Origin of the sequence: Spirillospora sp. NPDC000708, assembly GCF_040299565.1 — a bacterium.
Lineage (GTDB): Bacteria > Actinomycetota > Actinomycetes > Streptosporangiales > Streptosporangiaceae > Spirillospora.
Genome location: NZ_JBEPCJ010000108.1, coordinates 1 through 21,239 on the forward strand (window position 1 = coordinate 1; position 21,239 = coordinate 21,239).

A 21,239-nucleotide genomic window follows, 5' to 3' on the forward strand; every position below is an offset into this window, starting at 1 on the left:
CTTCTTCGTGGCGATCCGCCTGCTCGGCGACGAGGTGATGGTGTTCCTGTCGGACCGAAAAGGCCCGGTACCGGCGGGCGCGCCACACCCGTCCGAGGCCCCGCGCCGGCGGGCGCGCCGCCCTGTTCAGGGCCCCGGATCGGCGGGTAAGCCAGACCAGTCCGATCGGCAAGGGATAATACCTACATGCGATTGTCCGCCAGGGTCGACTACGCGTTGCGTGCCGCCGCGGAGCTGGCGGTGGCCGGGAGTCACCCGGTGACCGCGGTCCAGCTCGCGGAGGCCCAGCAGATTCCGCCCAAATTCCTCGAGAACATCCTCGGCCAGCTGCGCCGTTCCGGGCTCGTCCGCAGCCAGCGCGGCCCCGAGGGGGGCTACTGGCTGGCGCGCCCGGCCGAGCAGATCGCCCTCGCCGACATCATCCGCGCCATCGACGGCCCGCTGCTCGGCGTCCGGGGCGAGCGCCCCGAGCACGTCGGCTACGAGGGCCCCGCCCGGTCGCTCCAGGAGGTGTGGATCGCCCTGCGCGCCAGCGAGCGGGCCATCCTCGAGCGGGTGACCCTCGCCCACATCGCCGCCGGCGAGCTGCCCGAGGGCGTCCGCAAGCTCACCGAGGACCCGTCCGCCTGGGAGAGCCCCTCGCTGATCTAGCGGCGGGGTCTGCACCGTGCCGGAAGGCGACGTCGTCTGGCTGACCGCCCGGCGCCTGCACGAGGCGCTCGCCGGGCGGCCGCTGACCCGCGCCCAGTTCCGGGTGCCGCGCCTCGCCACCGCCGACCTGCGCGGCCGGACGGTCCTGGAGGTCGTGTCGCGGGGCAAGCACCTGCTCATCCGCGTCGAGGGCGGCCTGACGATCCACAGCCACCTGCTCATGGAGGGCCGCTGGCAGATCCGGCCCGCCGGTCCGATGCCGCGCGACCACCGGGTCCGCGTCGTGCTGGCGAACACCGAGCGGCAGGCGGTCGGCCAGTCGCTCGGCCTGGTCGAGCTGCTGCGCACCGCCGAGGAGGACGCGGCCGTCGGCCACCTCGGCCCCGACCTCCTCGACCCGGGCTGGGACGGCGGCCTCGCCGCGCAGGCCGTCGCGCGGCTGGAGGAGCAGCCGTCCCGCGCGATCGGCGAGGCGCTGCTGGACCAGACCCGCCTCGCGGGAATCGGCAACGTCTACAAGGCCGAGGTCCTGTTCCTGCGGGGCGTACACCCCTGGACGCCCGTGTCCGACGTCCCCGACCTGCCCGCCCTCGTGGAGCTCGCTCACAGGCTCCTGGACGCCAACAAGGCGCGGCACGGCCACGTCACCACGGGAGATCTGGGGCGCGGCCGGGAGCACTGGGTGTACGGGCGCGCCGGGCGCCCCTGCCGCCGCTGCGGCACCCGCGTGGAGCGCGCTCCCCAGCCCTCCGACGTCGGGGACCGGACCGCGTTCTGGTGCCCCCGCTGCCAGCCGGCCCGCTAGGACGAGCCGTCCCGACGCGCGGCGGGCTGCGCCGCCGGAGACCTCCGGACGGGCCGCGTTCCCGCAGCCCGTCCGGATGCGGTCGGCGCCCGTCCAGCGCCTCGAGGTCGCGGACGGGTCGCCGCCGGAAGCGGGTCGCCGGATCCTGCGCCCGCAGAAGCATCCTCCGATTGCGATCGTTCCAAGTCAATTCTCGGGTTTTCTTATCGATCTCCCAGGTCTACCTTGGGGCGGGTGACCCTCGACGACCTCCGCGTGTTCGTCGCCGTCTGCGCGGCCGGCAACCTGAGCGCCGTCGCGCGCGACCTGTCGTGCAGCCAGTCCGCGGTCAGCCAGCACGTCAAGCGGCTCGAACGGGAGACCGGGCTGGTGCTGCTGGAGCGGCGCCCGCGCGGGGTGCTGCCCACCCGCGCCGGCCGGATCCTGCACCAGGCCGCCACCGAGGGCATCGCCGGGATCGACGCGGCGCTGCGGCACCTGGATGACCTGCGCCGCGGCGTCGGCGGGACGGTCCGGATCGCGACGGGCGCCACCACCGTCCGGCACTTCATGGCCGCCGGCGTGGCCGCGTTCCGGGCCCGCCATCCGGAGGCGGCGCTGCAGTTCGAGACCGCCGGGTCCAGCCGCCGCTGCCTGGAGGCGGTGCGGGCGCACACCGCCGACCTCGCGTGGGTGACGATCGGCCCGCCGCTGGAGGGCGTCGAGCAGCGGGCGTCCTGCGAGCTGCCGTGGACGCTCGCCGTGCACGTCGACGACCCGCTGGCCCGCCGCGACTCCATCGGCCTCGACGACCTGGCGGGCATCCGGCACATCGAACTGCCCGCGCACTCGACGTCCCGCGTCCATCTGGAAACGCACCTCGAACGGCACGGGGTCCGGCTGACGTCCACGACCAGCGTCGCCGACTGGGACACCGCGCTGCTGCTCGCCGAGCTCGGCCTCGGCCACGCGATCGTGCCGGCGCTGCCCGGCTGGGACGGCGGCCGGGGCGAGGTGCGGCTGATCCCGATCCCGGACCTGCCGCCGCTCACGGCGGGATGGGCGGCCCGGCGCTGGGACGCGCTGAGCCCGCTCGCCATCGAGTTCGCCGACACCGTCCTGGCGCACCTCCGCATCTGACCCCTGGGACGCGGAAAGGCCCGGCCCCAGGAGAGGGGCCGGGCCTTTCCGTCCGGATCCGGGTCCGCGCCGAGGATCGCGGCGGCGCGGGGGATCCGCGTTCTATGGCGATCAGGTCTGCGCCTGGAACATCCAGTGCTGCTTCTCCAGCTGGGCCGCGATGCCGATGAGCAGGTCCTGCGTGACGGGGTCCGGCTCGTCGGTGGCCGCGATCCGCTCGCGGAACCGCGCGATGATCTGCGCCAGCACGTCGGTCACCGCCGCGACGACCTTGTCGTCGGCCAGGTAGCCGGCCTCCAGCTGCGGGATCTCGGTGCGGTCGGCGACCGTGCGGGCACGGCCGTCGGGGTTCACGCCGATCGCGACGGCGCGCTCGGCGACGTCGTCCTGGCCGGCGCGGGCGAGGTCGACGACCTCGTCCAGGTGCTCGTGCACCACCTTGAAGTTGCGCCCGGTCAGGTTCCAGTGCGCCTGCTTCGCCACGAGCGAAAGATCGATGAGGTCCACCAGGGCGCCCTGCAGGGCCTGCCCGGTGACCTTCAGTGCCTCGTCCGAGAGCGGGCTCTTGACGGCCGCCATTGTTCGGGCTCCTTCCGCGTCGTTACGGTGTGTCCGCTACAACGGGGAAGGCTGCCCCCATATGCCGAGCCCATGCGTGAGACCGCGCACACCCGCGGCCCCTGGTCGGGCATGAACCCGGCGCCGCGGCTCGCACCGCGGTCCGGTCCGGTGACTAGGCGGCGACCATGTCGCCGCGGAACTCGCCGGTGATCTCCTCGGGGGTCTCCGGAATGCGCTCGGCGGGGATCCGCTCGTGCTCGGGCGCGCCCGCCATGACCGGCTCGTGCTGCAGCTCGGCGAGGGCCAGCGAGTCGGCCACCTCCCTGAGCACGTGCGACAGCGGAACGCCCAGCGCCTTGCAGATCGACGAGAGCAGTTCGGAGGAGGCCTCCTTCTGCCCGCGTTCGACCTCGGACAGGTAGCCGAGGGAAACCCGCGCGGCCGCGGACACCTCACGGAGGGTGCGTCCCTGGCGCAGCCGCAGCTGCCGCAGTACGTCACCGAGCAGCTGGCGAAGCAGGACCATCGTCTCGCTCCCTCCCTCAGTTCGGACCATCTGCCGGTTCCACCGTACCCGGCTTGACGGTGGCCATGGCAGACCGTTGATTTCGTGTTCGCTCGGAACGTAACGCTGTAATCAGCCCCTAACTTCCCGATCTTCCCGAGCGTCCCCGGTCTCGACCTCGGCGTCAAGTCCCAGCAGGACGCGTCTGAGCAGCTCAAGCGCGTGCACGACGGTCATCCGGCGGATCACCGGGCGGATCTCCGGCCCGGTGCCGGGCACGGGGAGTTTCGGCCTGACCACGGTGCGCGTATTCCCGGGTCCGGTCACGCCGATATAGACCGTTCCCACCGGGCGGCCGTCCTGCGGCTCGGGGCCCGCGACGCCCGTCACCGCGAGCCCGTACGTGGCGCCGAGCCGGTCCCTGACGCCCTCGGCCATCGCGGCGGCCACGTCCGGGTGGACGGCCCCGTGCTCGGCCAGCAGGACGTCGGGGACGCCGAGCAGGCGGTGCTTCAGCTCCGTCGCGTACGCCACCACCCCGCCCGCGTACGTCGCGGACGAACCGGGCATCGCGGTCAGCTCCGCGCCGATGCCGCCGCCGGTCAAGGACTCGGCGACCGCGACGGTCGCCGAGCGCTCGGCGAGCAGCCGGTGGACGACGCGGTCCAGCGTGTCCGCCTCCACGCCGTAGACGACCGGGCCGAGCAGCTCGCGGACGCGCTCCTCGACCGCCGCGAGCCGGCCCTCGGCGTCCGCGCCGGCCACCGTGATCCGGATCTTGACCTCGGCCGGATCGGGCAGGTAGGCGAGCTTCACCCCGTCCATCGCCTCGACCTCGGCGAGCCGCGTCGCGACGACCGACTCCCAGATCCCGGCGGTGCGCAGCGTCCGGCGGGCGACCGCGGGCAGCCCGGCGATCCCGGCCAGCTCCGGCAGCACCACCTCGTCCATGATCGTGCGCATCTCGAACGGGACGCCGGGCAGCGCGTAGACGATCCCGCCGTCCAGCTCGACGCGCAGGCCGGGGGCGGTGCCGGCGGAGTTGTGCAGCAGCACGGCGCCCTCGGGGACCTCGGCCATGCGGAACGCCATCGGCTGGAGCGTCCGGCCCGCCGCCTCGGCCCGCTCGTGCAGCCGCCGCTCCAGCGCGGAGTCGCGGACGAGCGCGACGCCCGCCGCCTCGGCGAGCGCGTCCCGGGTCAGGTCGTCGTAGGTGGGGCCGAGGCCGCCGGTGGTGATCACCGCGTCGGCGCGGGCCAGCGCGGACCGCACCGCCGCGACGATGACGTCCGTCTCGTCGCCGACGACCACGCTGCGGGTCACGTCCACGCCGTGCTCGGCGAGGCGCCGGCCGAGCCAGGCCGCGTTCCCGTTGATGGTGTCGCCGAGGAGCAGCTCGTCCCCGACGGTGAGCAGTTCGACCCGCATGCCTCCGCCTCCCCGTCGCCGGTCACCCGAATGTACCGGCGGGGGACGACGGTCCGCGCCGCGGACGGCGGGCGGTCGCGGGCGACGGCGGCGCGGGCCGCCGGGTTGACCGCCATCGGCGGCCGAATCAGGACGAAGACCCCTTTGACCGACTAACAGCTGCTCGCCCGATCGGTCCCCACATATCGCATTTCGTTGGCCGAAGAAAAAGCGAGCCATGCATTGTGTCACACACCCGCCGGGCGCCGCACACTGCGCGTGAGTGGGAACGCGACCAGGGCGCGCATCGTCGCACCGCTCCGACCTGCGCCATTGCGGCGGGCGGTCCACCATCGGCCAACCGCGCCGTCATTTTGTGAGTCAGAACTCATTTGGCATGTCGCGACCACTCCCCATTCACGGGGATAATTGCCAGTGCGGCCGCCATGAAGGGGGCTGCGGGGCACGACCGGGGTGGGCGTGCTCCCGTAGCCCGTCATGGCGGCCGTGCTCGTCTCCGCTCCTCCGGGTCACCGGGCGCCCCGGTCACCGGGCCGCCAGGGTCGGGCAGGGGCGCGGGCGGTCAGGGGGTGCGGGCGGTCAGGGGCGCGCCAGGCGCCGCAGGACGGCCCCGCAGCGGCGCGCGTACGCCCGCTGGGCCAGCGGCCCGAGCGGGCCCGCCAGCCGCGCCAGCGCCGTCGCAGGGCGGCTGAACGAGGTGACGGTCAGCCACACCTCGTCCTCGTCGTCCCGATGCACGACGAACGCCTCCTCCCCCGACTGCGGATGGCCCGGCAGCGTCCCGTAGGCCCATCCGGCGCGGCGGTCCTCCTCGCGCGTCCACACGACCCGGCAGGGCGCGTTCAGGCGGAACGGCCCGAGGCCGAGGCCCATCTCCACGCTCACGCCCGGTTCGGCCCGCGGGGCCGACGCCCGCACGCGCACGGGGAGCGCCCGGTGCATCCAGAACTCCATGAGCGCGTCCGAGGCGTTGCGCATCGCCGCCGGACCCGTGCCGACGAGCGTCCGCACCCGCAGGTGCCGGTAGCCCGCCGGGCGCTCGGCGTCCCATGTCGCGCCGACCTCGGGATAGGTGAAGTCCTGCCCGCTCATCGGTGTGCGGCCTCCAAACTGACCAATCGGTGTCAAGTATCACCGGTTCTCCTGGCCACCCGCGCGGGCGCCCCTCTACCGTCGCCTCATGATCGCCGTCATCGCCGCGCTGAACGTGTACCCCGTCAAGAGCGCGGCCGGCATCCCGCTCGCCGAGGCGGACATGACGCCGGACGGGCTGCGGCACGACCGGGCGTTCATGCTCGTCCGCCCGGACGGGCGCCACCTGTCCCAGCGGGAGGTGCCCGGGCTGGCGCTGGTCCACCCGGCCTACGACGGGGCGAAGCTCACCGTCTCCTCGCCGCTCGCGGACGCGCCGCTGGTCTGCGAGGCGGCCGACGGCCCGCCCCGCGACGTCACGGTGCACCGGCGACCCTGCCGGGGGATCGACCAGGGGGACGACGCCGCCGGCTGGTTCTCCGACGCGCTCGGGCTCTCCTGCCGCCTCGTCCGCTTCACCGGGACGCGCCCGGCGAAGCGCGGCGGCGGGACGCTGGCGTACGCCGACGGCTATCCGGTCTCGGTGCTCTCGCAGGAGTCGCTCGACGACCTGAACCGCCGGATGTCCGGGCCGCTCCCGATGAACCGGTTCCGCCCCAACATCGTCCTGAGCGGCCTCGGCCCCTACGGCGAGGACGCGGTGACCCGGCTGCGCGGCGCCGCCGAGATCGAGCTGCTCGCGCCGTGCGGGCGCTGCGTCATCATCAACACCGACCAGGAGACGGGCGAGCGCTCCCCCGCGCCGCTGCGCGCGCTCGCCGCGTACCGCACCGGGCGCTTCGACGGCTACCGCGAGATCGTGTTCGGACGCCTCGGCGTCCCGCGCGCGCTCGGCACACTCCGCGTCGGCGACGAGCTGACCGCGTCCTGACCCGAGAGAGGGTCAGCTGCGGGGAGCGCGCCGCAGGCGCCACGCCTGGACGACGTAGTCGACGCCGGTGACCACGGTGACGATCAGCGCGGCGGCCATCGTGACCCAGCGCAGGTAGTCCAGCGGGCCGGGCAGGATGTAGAAGCCGATCGCGAAGACCTGCAGCATCGTCTTCAGCTTGCCGCCCTTGCTGGCCGGGATCACCCCGTACCGGATGACGACGAACCGCATCACCGTGATGCCGATCTCGCGGACCATGATGACGGCGGTCACCCACCACCACAGCTCGCCCAGCGCCGACAGGCAGACCAGCGCCGCCCCGGTCAGCGCCTTGTCGGCGATCGGGTCGGCGATCTTGCCGAAGTCGGTGACCAGGCCGCGGGCCCGGGCCAGGTCGCCGTCGATCTTGTCGGTGACGGAGGCGGCCGCGAACACCGCGAACGCGCCGATCCGCCAGCCGGTGCCGTCCATGAACAGCAGCCACACGAACAGCGGGACCAGCACGATCCGCAGCAGCGTCAGCGCGTTGGCGATGTTGTAGACGCTCGCCGGCGGCGGGTCCGGCGACCCGGCGACCGGCTCCGGCGTGCCCGCGATCACGACACGTCCGCGACGAGGTCCACGCCCTCGCTGCCGGTGACCCGGGCGGCGACGATCTCGCCGAGGGCCAGGCCCTCGCCGCGGACCAGCACCGTCCCGTCCACCTCGGGCGCCTGGTGCGCGGCGCGGCCCTCGAACCCGTCGTCCACCTTGTCCTCCAGCAGCACGTGGATCTCCGAGCCGACGCGGTCCTCGGCGCGCTGCGCGGTCAGCTCCTCGGCCAGCTCCGTCAGCTCCTCGACGCGGCGGGCGATCTCGTCCGGGTCGACCTTGCCGTCGAGCTTCGCGGCCTCGGTGCCGTCCTCGTCGGAGTAGCCGAACACCCCGACGGCGTCCAGCCGCGCGGCGGACAGGAACTCCGCCAGCTCCTCGAAGTCGTCCTCGGTCTCGCCGGGGAACCCGACGATGAAGTTCGACCGCACGCCCGCCTCCGGGGCCTGCGCGCGGATCTGGTCGAGCAGCTCCAGGAACCGGACGCGGTCGCCGAACCGGCGCATCGAGCGCAGCACCGGGCCGCTGGCGTGCTGGAAGGACAGGTCGAAGTAGGGCGCGACGCCGGGCGTGCCGCAGATCGCCTCGATCAGCCCCGGCCGGGTCTCCGCCGGCTGCAGGTAGCTGACCCGGACGCGCTCGATGCCGTCCACCGCCGCCAGGCCGGGCAGCAGCTTCTCCAGCGCGCGCAGATCACCGAGGTCCTTGCCGTAGGACGTGGAGTTCTCGCTGACGAGGACCAGTTCCCGGACGCCGTGGCCGGCGAGCCAGCGGGCCTCCTCCAGCACCTCCGCCGGCGGCCGCGACACGTACGCGCCGCGGAACGCCGGGATCGCGCAGAACGTGCAGCGCCGGTCGCAGCCGGACGCGAGCTTGAGCGGCGCCACGGGGCCGCCGCCGAGGCGCCGCCGCAGCACCCGCGGGCCGGACGCGGGCGCCACCCCGTCCGGCAGGTCGCCCGCCTCGCCGGCGGGGCCGTGCCCGGGGATCGCGACGCCCTCCGCGGACGCGGACCGCTCGACCGGGCTGATCGGCAGCAGCGTGCGGCGGTCGCGCGGGGCGTGCGCCTCGCGCGCCCGGCCCTCCATCACGTCGTCGAGCCGGTCCCCGATCGACAGGTAGTCGTCGAAGCCGATCACCGCGTCGGCCTCCGGCAGCGCCTCCGCCAGCTCCCGGCCGTACCGCTCGGCCATGCAGCCCGCCGCGACGACCTTGGCGCCGGAGTCGTGCGCCGCGAGCAGCGTGTCGATGGAGTCCTTCTTGGCCGCCTCGATGAAGCCGCAGGTGTTGACGACCACGACGTCGGCGCCGTCCGCGCCGTCCGCCAGGTCCCACCCGGCGTCCTCGATGCGCGCGGCGAGCTCCTCGGAGTCCACCTCGTTGCGGGCGCAGCCGAGGGTGATGAGCGAGACCTTGCGGCGAGTCGACATGCCCCTAAGGTAATGGGCCCGGGCAGCGCCGTGGACCGCCGCCCCGCCCGGGTGACCGAGCGGTCAGGTACCGGCGGGCCCGGCGGGCCGGGGCCTCAGGCGGCGGAGGGGTCGTTGCGGTCGAAGCTGAGCCGCTGGACGCCCTTGCCCTTCCCGGGCGTGCCGATGTCCTTGCCGTTCACGGTGAGCCGGACGCCGCCGCCGATGCCGATCACCACGCTGATCTTCTTCTTGGCGGTCCACTTCTTCTGGTCGCCGCTGCGCAGCACGCCGGAGTACAGCGCCTTGCCCTTGTCGCCCCGGACGTTGATCCAGACCGTGCGCTTCGCGACGGCCTCGACCTCGACCGTGGTGCGCGGCGCCGCCGCCACCGGGTCGGTGGACTTGGGCGGCGCGGAGGGGGTCGGCTTCGCGGGGCCCGCCGAGGGCGTCCCGGCGACCTGCCGCGCGGTGTGCCGCTCGTGCCCGCCGTCGTGCCGGACCGCCTGGACGACCCCGGCGATCACCACGACGGCGAGGGCGAGCGCCATCGCCGCGCTCCAGTTCGCCGAGCGGCGCTCGCGGAACGGGATCGGGCGCTCCGGCTCGAACGCCGCCGTCGCCGACACCGGCTGCGGCGCGCCGCCGTGCGCGGCGTCGAACTCGCTGACCAGCGGTTCCGGATCGATGCCGATGACCCGCGCGACGCTGCGGATGTGCCCGCGCGCGTAGAAGTTGCCGCCGCAGGCGGAGAAGTCGTCGGACTCCATGCCGCGGATCACCGTCTCGCGGATCCGCGTCTGGAGACTGACCTGCGTCACCGAGAGACCCGCCTGCCGACGCTCCTGGGCCAAGGTCTCACCGATGCTCACGCCGGGCCTCCTTCGAGCGCGTTCGCGGCTGGTTCCACGCTGATGCGACACCAGTCTAGAAACGGGAATGCCCGCTCGGCGAGCGCCAACACGTTCGAAACAGGGCAAGATTTCGCATCATTCCGCCATGCCGTTCCCGGTATCCGGTGGCCATATGACGGTAACCGCGCCGACATTCCGTTGTTCCCCCGCGGTAAGTGCGCCGCGGGGGAACGCCCGGTCAACCTCCGCCGCGCAGTTCCGCGAGCACTCCCGGCAGGTCGTCGGGCTTGGCGAGGACGTCGCGCGCCTTGGACCCCTCGCTCGGCCCGACGATGTCGCGGCTCTCCATCAGGTCCATCAGCCGGCCCGCCTTGGCGAAGCCGACGCGCAGCTTGCGCTGCAGCATCGAGGTGGACCCGAACTGCGTCGACACCACCAGCTCGATCGCCTGGACGAGCAGGTCCATGTCGTCGCCGATCTCCTCGTCGATCTCCTTCTTCGGCGCGGACGACTCGGCGACGTCCTCCCGGTAGTTCGCCTCCATCTGCGCCTTGCAGTGGTCGACGACCGAGTGGATCTCCTTCTCCGACACGTAGGCGTTCTGGATCCGCATGGGCTTGCTCGCGCCCATCGGCAGGAACAGCGCGTCGCCCTGCCCGACGAGCTTCTCCGCGCCCGGCTGGTCGAGGATGACGCGGCTGTCGGACAGCGAGGACGTCGCGAACGCCAGCCGGGACGGCACGTTGGCCTTGATGAGGCCGGTGACGACGTCGACGGACGGGCGCTGCGTCGCGAGCACCAGGTGGATGCCGGCGGCGCGGGCGAGCTGGGTGATGCGGACGACCGAGTCCTCGACGTCGCGCGGCGCGACCATCATCAGGTCGGCGAGCTCGTCGACGATCACCAGCATGTAGGGGTAGGGGGTGTAGACGCGCTCGCTGCCGGGCGGCGCGGTGAGCTTGCCCGCCTTCACCGCCTTGTTGAAGTCGTCGATGTGCCGGAACCCGGACGCGGCGAGGTCGTCGTACCGGCGGTCCATTTCGCCGACGACCCATTCGAGGGCTTCCGCCGCCTTTTTGGGGTTCGTGATGATCGGGGTGATCAGGTGGGGAATGCCCTGGTACATGGTCAGCTCGACCCGTTTCGGGTCGACCAGGATCATCCGCACCTCGTCCGGCGTCGCCCGCATCAGCACCGACGTGATCAGCCCGTTGATGCAGGTCGACTTGCCCGCGCCCGTCGCGCCCGCGATCAGGATGTGCGGCATCTTCGCGAGGTTCGCCACCACGGTGCGGCCCTCGACGTCCTTGCCGAGCCCCACCACCATCGGGTGGTGCTCGTTGGTCGCCGCCGGGGAGCGCAGCACGTCGCCGAGGCTGACGATGTCCTTGTCGGTGTTCGGGATCTCCACCCCGATCGCCGACTTGCCGGGGATCGGGGAGATGATCCGCACGTCCGCGCTCTTCACCGCGTACGCGATGTTCTTGGTCAGCGCGGTGACCTTCTCCACCTTCACCGCGGGACCGAGCTCGATCTCGTACCGGGTGATCGTCGGCCCCCGGGTGAACCCGGTGACCTGCGCGTCGATGTCGAACTGCTCCAGCACGCCGGTGAGCGCGTTGACCACCGTGTCGTTGGCCTTCGTGCGCGGCTTGGCCACGCTGCCCGGCCGCAGCGCCGCCGGGTCCGGCAGGACGTAGATCTCGCCGGACGACGACAGCGGGAGCTGCTCGGAGCTGCGCGGCGCCGGGGTCGGGTCCGGGACGTCGCCGTGCGCGGGCTCCTCGGGCGGCGCGGGCTCCTCCAGGACCGGGTCGGCCGGCGGGGGCACGTCGTCGATCGGCGGCGCCGGCGGCGGGACGTCCCCGCCGAACGGGTCCGGCTCGAACAGCTCGTCCGCGAGGTCGCGGCTCGGCCGGTCCGGGCGCTTCGGCTCGTCCTCCAGCAGCGGCGTGTCGTACGGCCGCGAGTGCTCGCCGACCTCCAGCTCGTCCTCGGCCTCGTCCGCCTTCTTCTTGCGGCGGCGCTTCTTCGGCGCCTCGGGCTCCTCGTCCGACGCGTCGGACGGGCGCTCCGGGCGGCCCTGCAGCGTCGCGACGGCCCACAGGTCGCCGACCCGCTCGGGCACCTTCGCGATCGGGGTCGCGGTGATGACCAGCAGTCCGAACCCCGACAGCAGGAGCAGCAGCGGCACCGCCACCCAGCCGCTGAGCGCGGCGTCCAGCGGCGCCGACACCAGCCAGCCGACGACGCCGCCCGCGTCGCGCACGCCGGCCATGTCCTTGGCCGGCGACGGGATGCCCGCCGCGATGTGCAGGATGCCGAGCACCCCGACGGTGAGCGCGGTCAGGCCGATGACGACGCGGCCGGTCTCCTCGTTCTGCTCGGGATGGCGCAGCGTCCGCCACGCCAGCAGCGCCAGCACCACCGGCAGCGCCATGGCCACGATGCCGATGCCGCCGCGCACGACCTTCTCCAGCGCGATCGTGACGACGCCGTCCGGCCGGAACCAGGTCACCGACGCCAGCACGATCGACGAGCCGAGCAGCGCGAGCCCGAGCCCGTCGCGCCGGTGCTCGGGATCGAGGTTGCGGGCGCCGTCGCCGTAGGCGCGGAAGATCGAGCCGACGGCGACCGCCGCGAGCAGGTACAGCTTGAACAGCAGCTTGAAGAAGCCGAGGACGGCCTGCGAGATCGGGTCCGGCTTCTGCGGCGGGCGGCCCCGGCCGGATCCCCGGCCCGCGCCGCCCTTGGCCCCGCCCCTCGCTCCACCGCCCTTCGCTCCGCCGCTCCTGGCGCTGCCGTTCGTTCGCTTCCGGGGGGTCGGCCCTGCGGGTTTGCGAGCCGCGCTGCCCCCGGTACGCGAGGAGGTGGTCTTCGCTCCCCCGGACGCACGTGTGGCCATGCTCATGAGAGTAACCAAGGAGCGTCCGGGTTCCCGGGACGGCGAACGGGCGTGTTGCCCATACCGGACGAGCGGGCACGACGCGGCCCGGGACGGCCGCGCGCGGTGCGCGGCACGGCCGTCCCGGGCGGCGGCTACACCTCGACGACCACCGGGATGATCATGGGGCGGCGGCGGTAGTTGTCGCTCACCCACTTGCCGACCGTGCGCCGGATCAGCTGGCTGATCTGGTGCGTGTCGTTCACGGCGTCGCCGGCCGCGCCGGCCAGCACGCCCTCGATCCGCTCGATGATCTCGTCGAAGTCCTCGTTGACGATGCCGGCGCCGCGGGCGTGCACCTCGGGCCCGGCCACCAGCTTGCCGGAGGTCGAGTCGATGCCGACGACGATGGAGACGAAGCCCTCCTCGCCGAGGATCCGGCGGTCCTTCAGCGAGGTCTCGGTGACCTCGCCGACCGAGAGGCCGTCCACGTACACGTACCCGGCCGGGACGGCGCCGACGATCCGGGCCCGCCCCTCCACCAGGTCGACGACGACGCCGTCCTCGGCGATGACGATGTTGTCGTCCGGCACGCCGGTGAGCGCGGCGAGCTTGGCGTGCGCCCGCAGGTGCCGCCACTCGCCGTGGATCGGCATGAAGTTGCTCGGCTTCGTCACGTTCAGCACGTACAGCAGCTCGCCCGCCGACGCGTGCCCCGACACGTGCACCAGCGCGTTGCCCTTGTGCACGACCCGCGCGCCCCACCGGGTGAGGCCGTTGATCACGCGGTTCACCGCGTTCTCGTTGCCCGGGATCAGCGAGGACGCCAGCATCACGGTGTCGCGGTCGGTGATGCGGATCGAGTGGTCGCGGTTGGCCATCCGCGACAGCGCCGACATCGGCTCGCCCTGCGAGCCGGTGCACACCAGCACCAGCCGGTCGCCGGGGATGTCGTCCAGCTCCTTCTGGTCGACCATCACGTCCTCGGGGACGTTCAGGTAGCCCAGTTCGCGGGCGACGCCCATGTTGCGGACCATCGAGCGGCCGACGAAGCACACCTTGCGGCCGTTGGCGACGGCCGCGTCCAGCACCTGCTGCACGCGGTGCACGTGGGAGGCGAAGCAGGCGACGATGAGCCGCTCCTGCGCGGTGCGGAACACCTCGTCGACGACCGGGCCGATGTTGCGCTCGCTGGTGACGAAGCCCGGGACCTCGGCGTTGGTCGAGTCCGACAGCAGCAGGTCGATGCCCTCGGTGCCGAGCCGGGCGAACCCGGGCAGGTCGGTGAGCCGGCCGTCCAGCGGCAGCTGGTCCATCTTGAAGTCGCCGGTGTGCAGGACGAGCCCGGCGGACGTGCGGACGGCGAGCGCGAGGGCGTCCGGGATCGAGTGGTTGACGGCGAAGAACTCGCACTCGAACGGCCCGAACGTGCGCCGCTCGCCCTCGGCCACCACGTCGGTGACCGGTTTGATGCGGTGCTCGGTGAGCTTGGCCTCCAGCAGGGCCAGCGTGAGCCGCGAGCCGACCAGCGGGATGTCGCGGCGCTCGCGCAGCAGGTACGGGACCGCGCCGATGTGGTCCTCGTGCCCGTGCGTGAGGACGACGGCCTCGATGTCGTCGAGGCGGTCCCTGATGTACTCGAAGTCCGGCAGTATCAGGTCGATGCCGGGCTGCTCGGTCTCGGGGAAGAGCACACCGCAGTCGACGACGAGCAGGCGACCGCCGTACTCGTAGACCGTCATGTTGCGGCCGATCTCCCCCAGCCCGCCGAGCGCGACGATGCGCAGACCGCCCTCGGGCGGCGCGGGCGGGTCCGAGAGCTCCGGGTGAGGATGACTCACCGGGCGACCTCCGGAATGACGACCTCCGGCACTTTGACTCCCCCTATCGTGAGGTCTTCGCGCAGGCGCGCCGCGAACTCCGGCGTGGCCTCCACCAGCGGGGCGCGCAGCGCGCCGCCCCCGGGGAGGCCCAGCAGGTTCAGCGCTGCCTTGACGGCGATGGCGCCCTGCGTACGGGTCATGATCGCGGTGACCACGGGCAGCAGCCGCCGGTGGATCTCCAGCGCCCGCCCATGCTCACCGGCGCGGTATGCGTCGATCATCTCATGGAGTTCGGTTCCCACGACATGGCCGACCACGCTGACGAACCCGGCGGCGCCGACCGACAGCCAGGGCAGGTTCAGCACGTCGTCGCCGGAGTACCAGACCAGGTCGGTCTCCGCCATCACCCGGGACGCGCCGAACAGGTCGCCCTTGGCGTCCTTGACGGCGATGATCCGCGGGTGCTCGGCGAGCTGGATCAGCGTGTCGTTCTGGATCGGCACCCCGGCGCGCCCCGGGATGTCGTAGAGCATGTTCGGCAGGCCCGTCGCGTCGGCCACCGCCGTGAAGTGGCGGATCAGGCCCTCCTGCGGCGGCTTGTTGTAGTACGGGGTGACCACGAGCAGACCGTGCGCGCCGGCGGCCTCGGCCTGCCGCGCGAGTTTCAGGGTGTGCTCGGTGTGGTTGGTTCCGGCACCGGCGACGATCACGGCGCGGTCGCCGACCGCCTCGATGACCGCGCGCAGAAGCGTGCTCTTCTCGTCGTCGCTCGTCGTCGGCGACTCGCCGGTCGTCCCGTTGACGACCAGGCCGTCGTGGCGCCGCTCGTCGACCAGGTGGGTCGCGAGGCGCGCGGCGCCGTCGTAGTCGACTCCGCCGTCCGGCAGGAACGGCGTGACCATCGCGGTCAGCATCCGCCCGAACGGGGCGTCGGTCGATGTGCTGGGTGCCATGCATCGAACGGTACCGTTCCGGCCGCCGGGTTGGAGCCGCAGGTCGAGGGGTTCGGCGGCCGGGGCGGGACGGGGGCGCCGGCGGCCCCGCGGGCCGGGCTCGGGGCGGGCGTGGAAGCGGGCGCGAAGCGGGCATGGAAGAAGCCGCCGCCACACGCTCGGGGGTACGCGTGGCGGCGGCTCCCACACCCGACATCGTGGCACGCAAATGCCTCGTTACGGGGTCAGTCCGGCCACTTCCCGGACTCGGTTGGATAACGTGACCCTCCGGTCAGTTCGCGCAGCCGGCCGCGCAGTTCCTCGACGTCCGGCGTGCGCACGAGATCGTTGCCCCGGACCGCCCACCAGTGGCCGGACCCGCCCCGCCCGATCCGCCATCCGGCGAACTCGGCTGACAGCTCGCTGAGCCGGTCGGCGTCATGCCGCGCGGTCTGCTGAATGCGCATCGGCCTCGTCCTCCGCTTCCCTTGCCAGCCGCCGGTACGGCCCGCTTCACCGCACCGATCCGTACCCCGCCCATGTCCCGCTATACACCCCTTCTTACCTGGGCATACGGAGAAATCGGTACGTAGTCGGCCGGGTTTCTCAGCGGCCAACTTTTTCTGTCGTCGCGGGCAGCCATGTCGCGCGATATCGGGCCCATTCGGCCGGCGATGTGGTCCAGTCCGCGTACACGCCGACGCCGTACGGACGCTTCGGCGGGCGTTTGAGCTCGCCGATTCCGCGCCGTACACCACGGAGGGCGACGGTGAGATTCTCAGCCCAGTCCATCAAGGGCCGATAGGTGGGCACGCCCATGAAGACCGTGACCTGATCGCCGATCAATTCGAGGGTGTGGCGGGTGTGCCGGGCGAAGTGCCAGCCCGCGAGCGACCGCGTCGGCAGCGACACGTCGTAGGTCATGATCGCCACCTGGTCGACGCGCCGGGCGACCTTCCGCAGGAAGGCGTCGGTGGGACGCGGCGGATAGTGCCAGGGGCCCGTGCGCGGGAGCAGCGCCTTGTAGACGGGCTGCGCCGCGTCCACGAGCGTCGGCTGCTCCAGCGCCACCGACAGCAGGCGGCCGCGGGAGCGGGTGAGCTCGTGGGTCTTCTCCAGCAGCGCGAGGAACGCCCGGTCGTCGGGGTAGATCGGCTCGAAGTCGTAGTGGATCCCGTCGAAGCCGACGTCGAGGAGATCCGCCGCGGTGCTCGCGACGCGCACCCGCACGGCGGTGTCGTCCAGCTCGATGACGCCCTTGCCGTTCACCGTGCGGATCTGGCCCAGGTACGCCTGGGTCCGCACGCCCGGCGCGTACTTGTGGACGGCGTCGTTGAGCCGCTTCGCGTACCGGTACTTGGCCGCGGGGACCGTCCCGTCCGCCTCGAACGGCCCGGAGTGGAAGAACACGTCGGTGATGCGGTTCTGCTTGAGGAGCTCCGCGAGCGCCCGGTACTCGGCGTCGGTGTGCGGCTCCCCCACCCACTGGTGCCTGGCCCACAGCGCGTTCGCCTCGGTGCCGCGCGCCTCCGGCTCGGGCTGCCACCACGTCCACGCGCCGGAGAGGGTGAGCGCGACCAGCCCCAGCACGTACGCGGCCGTCCAGCCCGCCCACCGCAGCGCGCCGCGCCGGCCTCCGCGCCGTCTCCCACCAGACCGCCGTATCCCGCCAGACCGCCTCATCCCCGCCATCCGGCAATGATCGCGTATCGATCCGGCACTTCGGGCGCCGTGGAGCCCGCCGGGTCCGCGTCCGGCAAGCCGGAGGGCACGCGTCGGCCATGGGTCGATCATGATTGCCCCCGAACCGCGCGCCGGGTGCGGAAAGCGTTGACACCGGGGGAATTCTTGGGTGACGAGGCGGCCTAGCGGTGCCGGGCTTCCGGTCTCGACTGGGTCTCGAATGGGGGGCCGCCCCGATCCTGTTCCGAAATACCGGGATGGAGGTCGAACCGACATGCGAGCACGACCTGACCAGGCCGAACCGAGACCCCTGCTACCGACGAAGTCGGCCCGGGGACGGGGAGTCGTTCCCCCTCGCGAGGCACTGCTCAGCACCCGGGCGCTCCTGATCGTCCTCGTGGCGATCGGCGCCGGCGCTCTGACCGCGATGGCCCCGCAGGCCGCGATCCCGATCGGGGTCGGAGTCGGCGTCGTCACCCTGCTGGCCCAGATCGTCAAAGACTGAACCGTCAAGGACCGAGAACTCTTCGCGGTGCGTCCGGCGCCGGGCGCCCGGCGCCGAACGCACCGCCTTCAGAAGACCGGGATGATGTCCTCAGCCTCGATGCCGCTGACGTCGACGCCGGAGATGTCCAGCTCGGGGATCGCGGGGAACTCGATGCCCCAGCGCTCCACGATCGCGCGGACGCGGGCGATCGCGACCCGCCAGTTCTCCGCCTGCTCGTCGAACGACAGCACGCCGAGACCCGCGTCGCGGGCGTGGTCCATCAGCACGCGGTGGTTGTGCAGGAAGTAGGGCGGCAGGTCCCAGAAGCCCTCCGGCGGCTCCCAGAGGATCATCGACAGGAACACGAAGCCGGCCCGCAGCTGCTTGGTGATCTGGCCCTTGACGTCCTCGGTGAGGCCGGGCCACTCGTTCTCCAGGATCGTCATGCAGATCTGCAGGTGCCGCGACTCGTCCCGGCCGATCCGCTTGAACATCTCGCCGAACAGCGGATGCCGGGTGCCGGACGCCATGCCGCGGAACAGCGTCGACGCGGCCATCTCCCCCATCATGAAGCTGGTGAACAGCACGGCCAGCGAGTACTTGCGGACGGCGCTGTTGTAGCCCTGCCAGTAGCGGCCGCCGTTGTGGTAGAGCCAGCCGATGTTGTTGTGCGCGGCCTTCTCCAGGTCGGTCCGCGGCGTCCAGTCGAGCGGCCCGCCCGGCCAGATCCGCGCGATCGACCGCTGGCAGCACTCCTCGTGGTTCATCTCGTCGCGGGTGATGGAGAAGAAGCACTTGCGGACCGGGTCCTCCTCGTGCTGCTCGAACGCGTGGATGGTCGCGCGGGCGAACACCGCGGGCCCGGAGGCGTCGAAGTTGGCGAGCACCGCGAACCAGTACATGAGCCCGAGGCGCTGCTCCGGCGGGAACCCGTCCGGGCGCAACTCGTCCCACGGCAGGTCGGCGGGGTTCCAGACGGTCCGCTTCGACTTCTCGTAGATCGCGGCGAGCTTGTCGGTCTCGACCCGCCACTCCATCGGGTAGATGTTCGGCTGCGGGATGTCCGGGGCGGGCCAGAACCCGCCCTCAGGAACGGTCGGCTTGTCGGCCATGCAAGGCTCCTCGATGGTCACCGTCTCGTGACGCCCTACCGTCCATTGTGGGCGTCCCGGCCACGACCGGGAAGGCGGAGGGGGCGCGGCGCACCCGCGTCCGCTGGGTCAGGGCCACGCAGACGAGGACGCCGGCGGCGCCCAGCACGGTCACCGCGTCGATCGACTCGCCGAGCAGCAGCCACGACCAGCCGAGCGTCATCACCGGCTGCGCGAGCTGGACCTGGCTCGCGCGGGCGATCCCGGCCCGCGCCAGCCCCTCGTACCAGGCGAAGAAGCCGAGGTAGGCGGAGAAGGCGGTCACGTAGCCGAAGCCGAGCACGGCGTGGCCCGTCCAGTGCGGGTGCGTCGTCGCGAGCAGGCCGCCGGTCACCGGGACCGTGATCGGCGCCGCCAGGACGAGCGCCCAGGAGATCACCCGCCAGCCGGGCATGTCGCGGGCGAGGCGGCCGCCCTCGGCGTAGCCCGCGGCGGCGGCCAGCAGCGCACCGAACAGCAGCAGGTCGGCGGCGCTGAACCGGCCGGCGCCCCGGATCAGCGCGAAGCCGGTGACGCAGGCGGCGCCGGAGGCACCGGCGAGCCAGAAGGCGCGGGACGGGCGCTCGCCCGCGCGCAGCACGCCGAGGACGGCGGTCGCCGCCGGGAGCAGCCCGACCACGACCGCCGAGTGGGAGGACGAGGCGCCCCGGTCGAGCGCGAGCGTGGACAGGATCGGGAACCCGAAGACCACCCCGGCGGCCGCGACGGCGAGCGCGCCCCACTCGCGGCCGCACGGCCGGCGGGCCCGGACCGATAGCAGTGCGATCGCGGCGAGGACGCTCGCGGCGGCCGACCGGCCGACCCCGATCAGGTAGGGGTCGAGGCCCTCCAGCCCGTATTCGGTGCCCGGAAGGGTGAAAGAGAAGATCAGCACGCCCAGCGCGGCGAGCCAGATGCCGATCCCCGGCCTCGTGCCCGCTACCGGGCTGGAGGCAGTAGCGCTATCCTTGTTTCTCATGAATAACGATAGCAGTGTGGCGGCGCTCGCCGACGCGCTGCGCACCGAGGTGGGCCGGCTGAGCCCGGGCGAGCGACTGCCGTCGAGCCGGGCGCTGGTCGAAAGGCACCGCGTCAGCCCCGTCACGGTGTCGCGGGCCATCGGGCTGCTCGCCGCCGAGGGCCTGGTCGTCACGCGCCCGGGCGCGGGCGCGTTCGCCGCACGCCGGCCTTCCCCCGCGTCCGAACCCGCCGACTTCGGCTGGCAGGCGGTGGCCCTCGCCGGCCGCTCGGTGGACGCGGCGGGCGTGTCCTGGCTGCTCACCCCGCCGCCGGAGGGCGCCGTCGCGCTCAGCGGCGGCTACCCGCACCCGAGCCTGCAGCCGGTCCGCGCCCTGGCGAACGCCGCGGGGCGGGCGGCCCGGCGGCCGAACGCGTGGGACATGCCCCGCCCCGGCGGCGTGCCCGAACTGCGCGCCTGGTTCGCCCGCAGCGTCGGCGGCGGCGTGTCCCCCGGCGACGTGACCGTCGCCAACGGCGGGCAGCAGTCGCTCACCACCGTGCTGCGGGCGCTGCTCCCGCCCGGCGCGCCCGTCCTGGTCGAGTCGCCGACGTATCTCGGCGTGCTGGCCGTCGCGCGGGAGAGCGGCCTGCGGCCCGTCCCCGTGCCGGTGGACGCCGACGGCGTCCGCCCCGACCTGCTCGCGGAAGCGTTCGCGATGAGCGGCGCGCGGGCGTTCTACTGCCAGCCGGCCTTCCACAACCCGACCGGGGCGGTGCTGAGCGCCGACCGGCGCGCGCGCGTCCTCGACATCGCGCGCGCCGCCGGGGCCTTCGTGGTGGAGGACGACTACGCGCGCCACCTCGGCATCGACCCGCCTCCACCGCCACTGATCGCGCAGGACGCCGACGGCCGGGTCGTGCACATCGCCTCGCTCACCAAGGCCACCGCGCCGAGCCTGCGGATCGCCGCGGTGATCGCGCGCGGCCCGGTCGCCGAGCGGATCCGCGCGACGCAGCTCGTCGAAGAGTTCTTCCCCGCCCGGCCGCTGCAGGAGACGCTGCTCGAACTCGTCAGCTCGCCCGGCTGGCCGAGGCACCTCCGGGCGCTGCGGACGGCGCTGCCGGCGCGCCGCGACGCGCTGCGCGCCGCGCTCGCCCGCGACCTGCCTGAGCTGCGCCCGAACCGTCCGGCGGGCGGCCTCCACCTGTGGGTCCGGCTGCCGGACGGCCTCGACGACGTCGCCGTCGCCGAGGCCGCGCTGCGCGCGGGCGTGCTGGTCAGCGCGGGGAGGCCGTTCTTCCCCGCCGAGCCGCCCGCGCCCTTCCTGCGGCTGAGCTACGGCAGCGCGTCGTCGGAGGCCGAGCTGGCGGAGGGCGTCCGGCGCCTCGCCACCGTCCTGCGCTGACGTCCCGCCGGACGGCCAGGGGCGATGGCCGTCAGGACGGTCGGGCGG

20 protein-coding genes are annotated in these 21,239 nt (G+C 73.1%); 6 read left to right on the forward strand and 14 right to left on the reverse strand.

The window, feature by feature from the left end:
• Positions 1-186: 186 nt before the first annotated feature.
• The 3 genes from ABT299_RS45185 (at position 187) to ABT299_RS45195 (ending at position 2,575) form a co-directional block, all read left to right on the forward strand.
• Complete coding sequence (locus ABT299_RS45185) at positions 187-651, forward strand: RrF2 family transcriptional regulator (protein WP_173099665.1); 465 nt, start codon at positions 187-189, stop codon at positions 649-651.
• Positions 652-667: 16 nt separating this feature from the next.
• Complete coding sequence (locus tag ABT299_RS45190) at positions 668-1,456, forward strand: DNA-formamidopyrimidine glycosylase family protein (RefSeq protein ID WP_190856242.1); 789 nt, start codon at positions 668-670, stop codon at positions 1,454-1,456.
• Positions 1,457-1,690: 234 nt separating this feature from the next.
• The gene (locus tag ABT299_RS45195) at positions 1,691-2,575 is read left to right on the forward strand and encodes a LysR family transcriptional regulator (RefSeq protein WP_387031277.1); all 885 of its coding nucleotides are present in this window, start codon (positions 1,691-1,693) and stop codon (positions 2,573-2,575) included.
• A gap of 111 nt (positions 2,576-2,686) precedes the next feature.
• Here ABT299_RS45195 and ABT299_RS45200 read toward each other — a convergent pair whose 3' ends face one another.
• The 4 genes from ABT299_RS45200 to ABT299_RS45215 all read right to left on the reverse strand — a co-directional run bounded on the left by ABT299_RS45200 (position 2,687) and on the right by ABT299_RS45215 (position 6,161).
• The gene (locus ABT299_RS45200; protein ID WP_190856244.1) at positions 2,687-3,154 is read right to left on the reverse strand and encodes a Dps family protein; all 468 of its coding nucleotides are present in this window, start codon (positions 3,152-3,154) and stop codon (positions 2,687-2,689) included.
• Positions 3,155-3,308: 154 nt separating this feature from the next.
• Positions 3,309-3,662: a helix-turn-helix domain-containing protein gene (locus ABT299_RS45205; RefSeq protein WP_151538353.1), complete on the reverse strand. Its 354-nt coding sequence runs from the start codon at positions 3,660-3,662 to the stop codon at positions 3,309-3,311.
• Positions 3,663-3,773: 111 nt separating this feature from the next.
• Positions 3,774-5,069 (reverse strand): CinA family nicotinamide mononucleotide deamidase-related protein, encoded by a 1,296-nt coding sequence (locus ABT299_RS45210; protein WP_433139326.1) that lies wholly within the window; start codon positions 5,067-5,069, stop codon positions 3,774-3,776.
• A gap of 579 nt (positions 5,070-5,648) precedes the next feature.
• Positions 5,649-6,161, reverse strand: a complete 513-nt coding sequence (locus tag ABT299_RS45215) for a DUF1990 domain-containing protein (protein WP_500254575.1) — start codon at positions 6,159-6,161, stop codon at positions 5,649-5,651.
• A gap of 88 nt (positions 6,162-6,249) precedes the next feature.
• Between ABT299_RS45215 and ABT299_RS45220 the strand changes: the two genes are divergently transcribed.
• Positions 6,250-7,032, forward strand: a complete 783-nt coding sequence (locus ABT299_RS45220) for an MOSC domain-containing protein (protein ID WP_500254576.1) — start codon at positions 6,250-6,252, stop codon at positions 7,030-7,032.
• A 12-nt stretch (positions 7,033-7,044) separates the two neighbouring features.
• Here the strand turns inward: ABT299_RS45220 and ABT299_RS45225 are convergent, their stop codons facing one another.
• From ABT299_RS45225 to ABT299_RS45260, 8 genes are all read right to left on the reverse strand, one after another.
• Complete coding sequence (locus ABT299_RS45225) at positions 7,045-7,632, reverse strand: CDP-alcohol phosphatidyltransferase family protein (protein ID WP_190856248.1); 588 nt, start codon at positions 7,630-7,632, stop codon at positions 7,045-7,047.
• A complete protein-coding gene (gene rimO / locus ABT299_RS45230; protein WP_190856249.1) occupies positions 7,629-9,053 on the reverse strand; it encodes a 30S ribosomal protein S12 methylthiotransferase RimO in 1,425 nt (474 codons plus the stop codon). The genes ABT299_RS45225 and rimO overlap by 4 nt, the downstream gene beginning before the upstream one ends.
• Positions 9,054-9,148: 95 nt before the next feature.
• Positions 9,149-9,904: a RodZ domain-containing protein gene (locus ABT299_RS45235; RefSeq protein WP_190856250.1), complete on the reverse strand. Its 756-nt coding sequence runs from the start codon at positions 9,902-9,904 to the stop codon at positions 9,149-9,151.
• Between the two features lie 220 nt (positions 9,905-10,124).
• Positions 10,125-12,791 carry an FtsK/SpoIIIE family DNA translocase gene (locus ABT299_RS45240; RefSeq protein WP_500254577.1) on the reverse strand — a complete coding sequence of 889 codons (2,667 nt, stop codon included), beginning with the start codon at positions 12,789-12,791 and terminating at the stop codon, positions 10,125-10,127.
• Positions 12,792-12,925: 134 nt separating this feature from the next.
• Positions 12,926-14,611: a ribonuclease J gene (locus ABT299_RS45245; protein ID WP_500254578.1), complete on the reverse strand. Its 1,686-nt coding sequence runs from the start codon at positions 14,609-14,611 to the stop codon at positions 12,926-12,928.
• Positions 14,608-15,546 (reverse strand): 4-hydroxy-tetrahydrodipicolinate synthase, encoded by a 939-nt coding sequence (gene dapA, locus ABT299_RS45250; protein WP_190856253.1) that lies wholly within the window; start codon positions 15,544-15,546, stop codon positions 14,608-14,610. The genes ABT299_RS45245 and dapA overlap by 4 nt, the downstream gene beginning before the upstream one ends.
• A 224-nt stretch (positions 15,547-15,770) precedes the next feature.
• Complete coding sequence (locus ABT299_RS45255; protein WP_190856254.1) at positions 15,771-15,992, reverse strand: hypothetical protein; 222 nt, start codon at positions 15,990-15,992, stop codon at positions 15,771-15,773.
• 139 nt (positions 15,993-16,131) lie between these two features.
• On the reverse strand, positions 16,132-17,217 hold the full coding sequence (locus tag ABT299_RS45260; RefSeq protein ID WP_500254579.1) for a hypothetical protein: 1,086 nt from the start codon (positions 17,215-17,217) through the stop codon (positions 16,132-16,134).
• A gap of 265 nt (positions 17,218-17,482) precedes the next feature.
• On the opposite strand from ABT299_RS45260, the gene ABT299_RS45265 reads away from it, so the two are divergent.
• Positions 17,483-17,713 (forward strand): hypothetical protein, encoded by a 231-nt coding sequence (locus tag ABT299_RS45265; protein WP_190856255.1) that lies wholly within the window; start codon positions 17,483-17,485, stop codon positions 17,711-17,713.
• A 68-nt stretch (positions 17,714-17,781) separates the two neighbouring features.
• On the opposite strand, the gene ABT299_RS45270 is transcribed toward ABT299_RS45265, so the two are convergent.
• Together ABT299_RS45270 and ABT299_RS45275 are read right to left on the reverse strand one after the other, a co-directional pair.
• A complete protein-coding gene (locus tag ABT299_RS45270) occupies positions 17,782-18,807 on the reverse strand; it encodes a hypothetical protein (protein ID WP_387031297.1) in 1,026 nt (341 codons plus the stop codon).
• Positions 18,782-19,804: a DMT family transporter gene (locus ABT299_RS45275; protein WP_500254580.1), complete on the reverse strand. Its 1,023-nt coding sequence runs from the start codon at positions 19,802-19,804 to the stop codon at positions 18,782-18,784. The genes ABT299_RS45270 and ABT299_RS45275 overlap by 26 nt, the downstream gene beginning before the upstream one ends.
• Here ABT299_RS45275 and ABT299_RS45280 point away from each other — a divergent pair.
• Positions 19,803-21,191: an aminotransferase-like domain-containing protein gene (locus ABT299_RS45280; RefSeq protein WP_500254581.1), complete on the forward strand. Its 1,389-nt coding sequence runs from the start codon at positions 19,803-19,805 to the stop codon at positions 21,189-21,191. The genes ABT299_RS45275 and ABT299_RS45280 overlap by 2 nt on opposite strands.
• The last annotated feature ends 48 nt before the right edge of the window (positions 21,192-21,239 follow it).

Bases quoted from the DNA above. Each gene is read 5' to 3' on its own strand.
- ABT299_RS45185 (WP_173099665.1), top strand. From the start codon at position 187: ATGCGATTGTCCGCCAGGGTCGACTACGCGTTGCGTGCCGCCGCGGAG.
- ABT299_RS45200 (WP_190856244.1), bottom strand. From the start codon at position 3,154: ATGGCGGCCGTCAAGAGCCCGCTCTCGGACGAGGCACTGAAGGTCACC.
- ABT299_RS45205 (WP_151538353.1), bottom strand. From the start codon at position 3,662: ATGGTCCTGCTTCGCCAGCTGCTCGGTGACGTACTGCGGCAGCTGCGG.
- ABT299_RS45210 (WP_433139326.1), bottom strand. From the start codon at position 5,069: ATGCGGGTCGAACTGCTCACCGTCGGGGACGAGCTGCTCCTCGGCGAC.
- ABT299_RS45215 (WP_500254575.1), bottom strand. From the start codon at position 6,161: ATGAGCGGGCAGGACTTCACCTATCCCGAGGTCGGCGCGACATGGGAC.
- ABT299_RS45220 (WP_500254576.1), top strand. From the start codon at position 6,250: ATGATCGCCGTCATCGCCGCGCTGAACGTGTACCCCGTCAAGAGCGCG.
- rimO (WP_190856249.1), bottom strand. From the start codon at position 9,053: ATGTCGACTCGCCGCAAGGTCTCGCTCATCACCCTCGGCTGCGCCCGC.
- ABT299_RS45240 (WP_500254577.1), bottom strand. From the start codon at position 12,791: ATGGCCACACGTGCGTCCGGGGGAGCGAAGACCACCTCCTCGCGTACC.
- dapA (WP_190856253.1), bottom strand. From the start codon at position 15,546: ATGGCACCCAGCACATCGACCGACGCCCCGTTCGGGCGGATGCTGACC.
- ABT299_RS45255 (WP_190856254.1), bottom strand. From the start codon at position 15,992: ATGCGCATTCAGCAGACCGCGCGGCATGACGCCGACCGGCTCAGCGAG.
- ABT299_RS45260 (WP_500254579.1), bottom strand. From the start codon at position 17,217: ATGGCGGGGATGAGGCGGTCTGGCGGGATACGGCGGTCTGGTGGGAGA.
- ABT299_RS45265 (WP_190856255.1), top strand. From the start codon at position 17,483: ATGCGAGCACGACCTGACCAGGCCGAACCGAGACCCCTGCTACCGACG.
- ABT299_RS45270 (WP_387031297.1), bottom strand. From the start codon at position 18,807: ATGGCCGACAAGCCGACCGTTCCTGAGGGCGGGTTCTGGCCCGCCCCG.
- ABT299_RS45280 (WP_500254581.1), top strand. From the start codon at position 19,803: ATGAATAACGATAGCAGTGTGGCGGCGCTCGCCGACGCGCTGCGCACC.
- ABT299_RS45275 (WP_500254580.1), bottom strand. From the start codon at position 19,804: ATGAGAAACAAGGATAGCGCTACTGCCTCCAGCCCGGTAGCGGGCACG.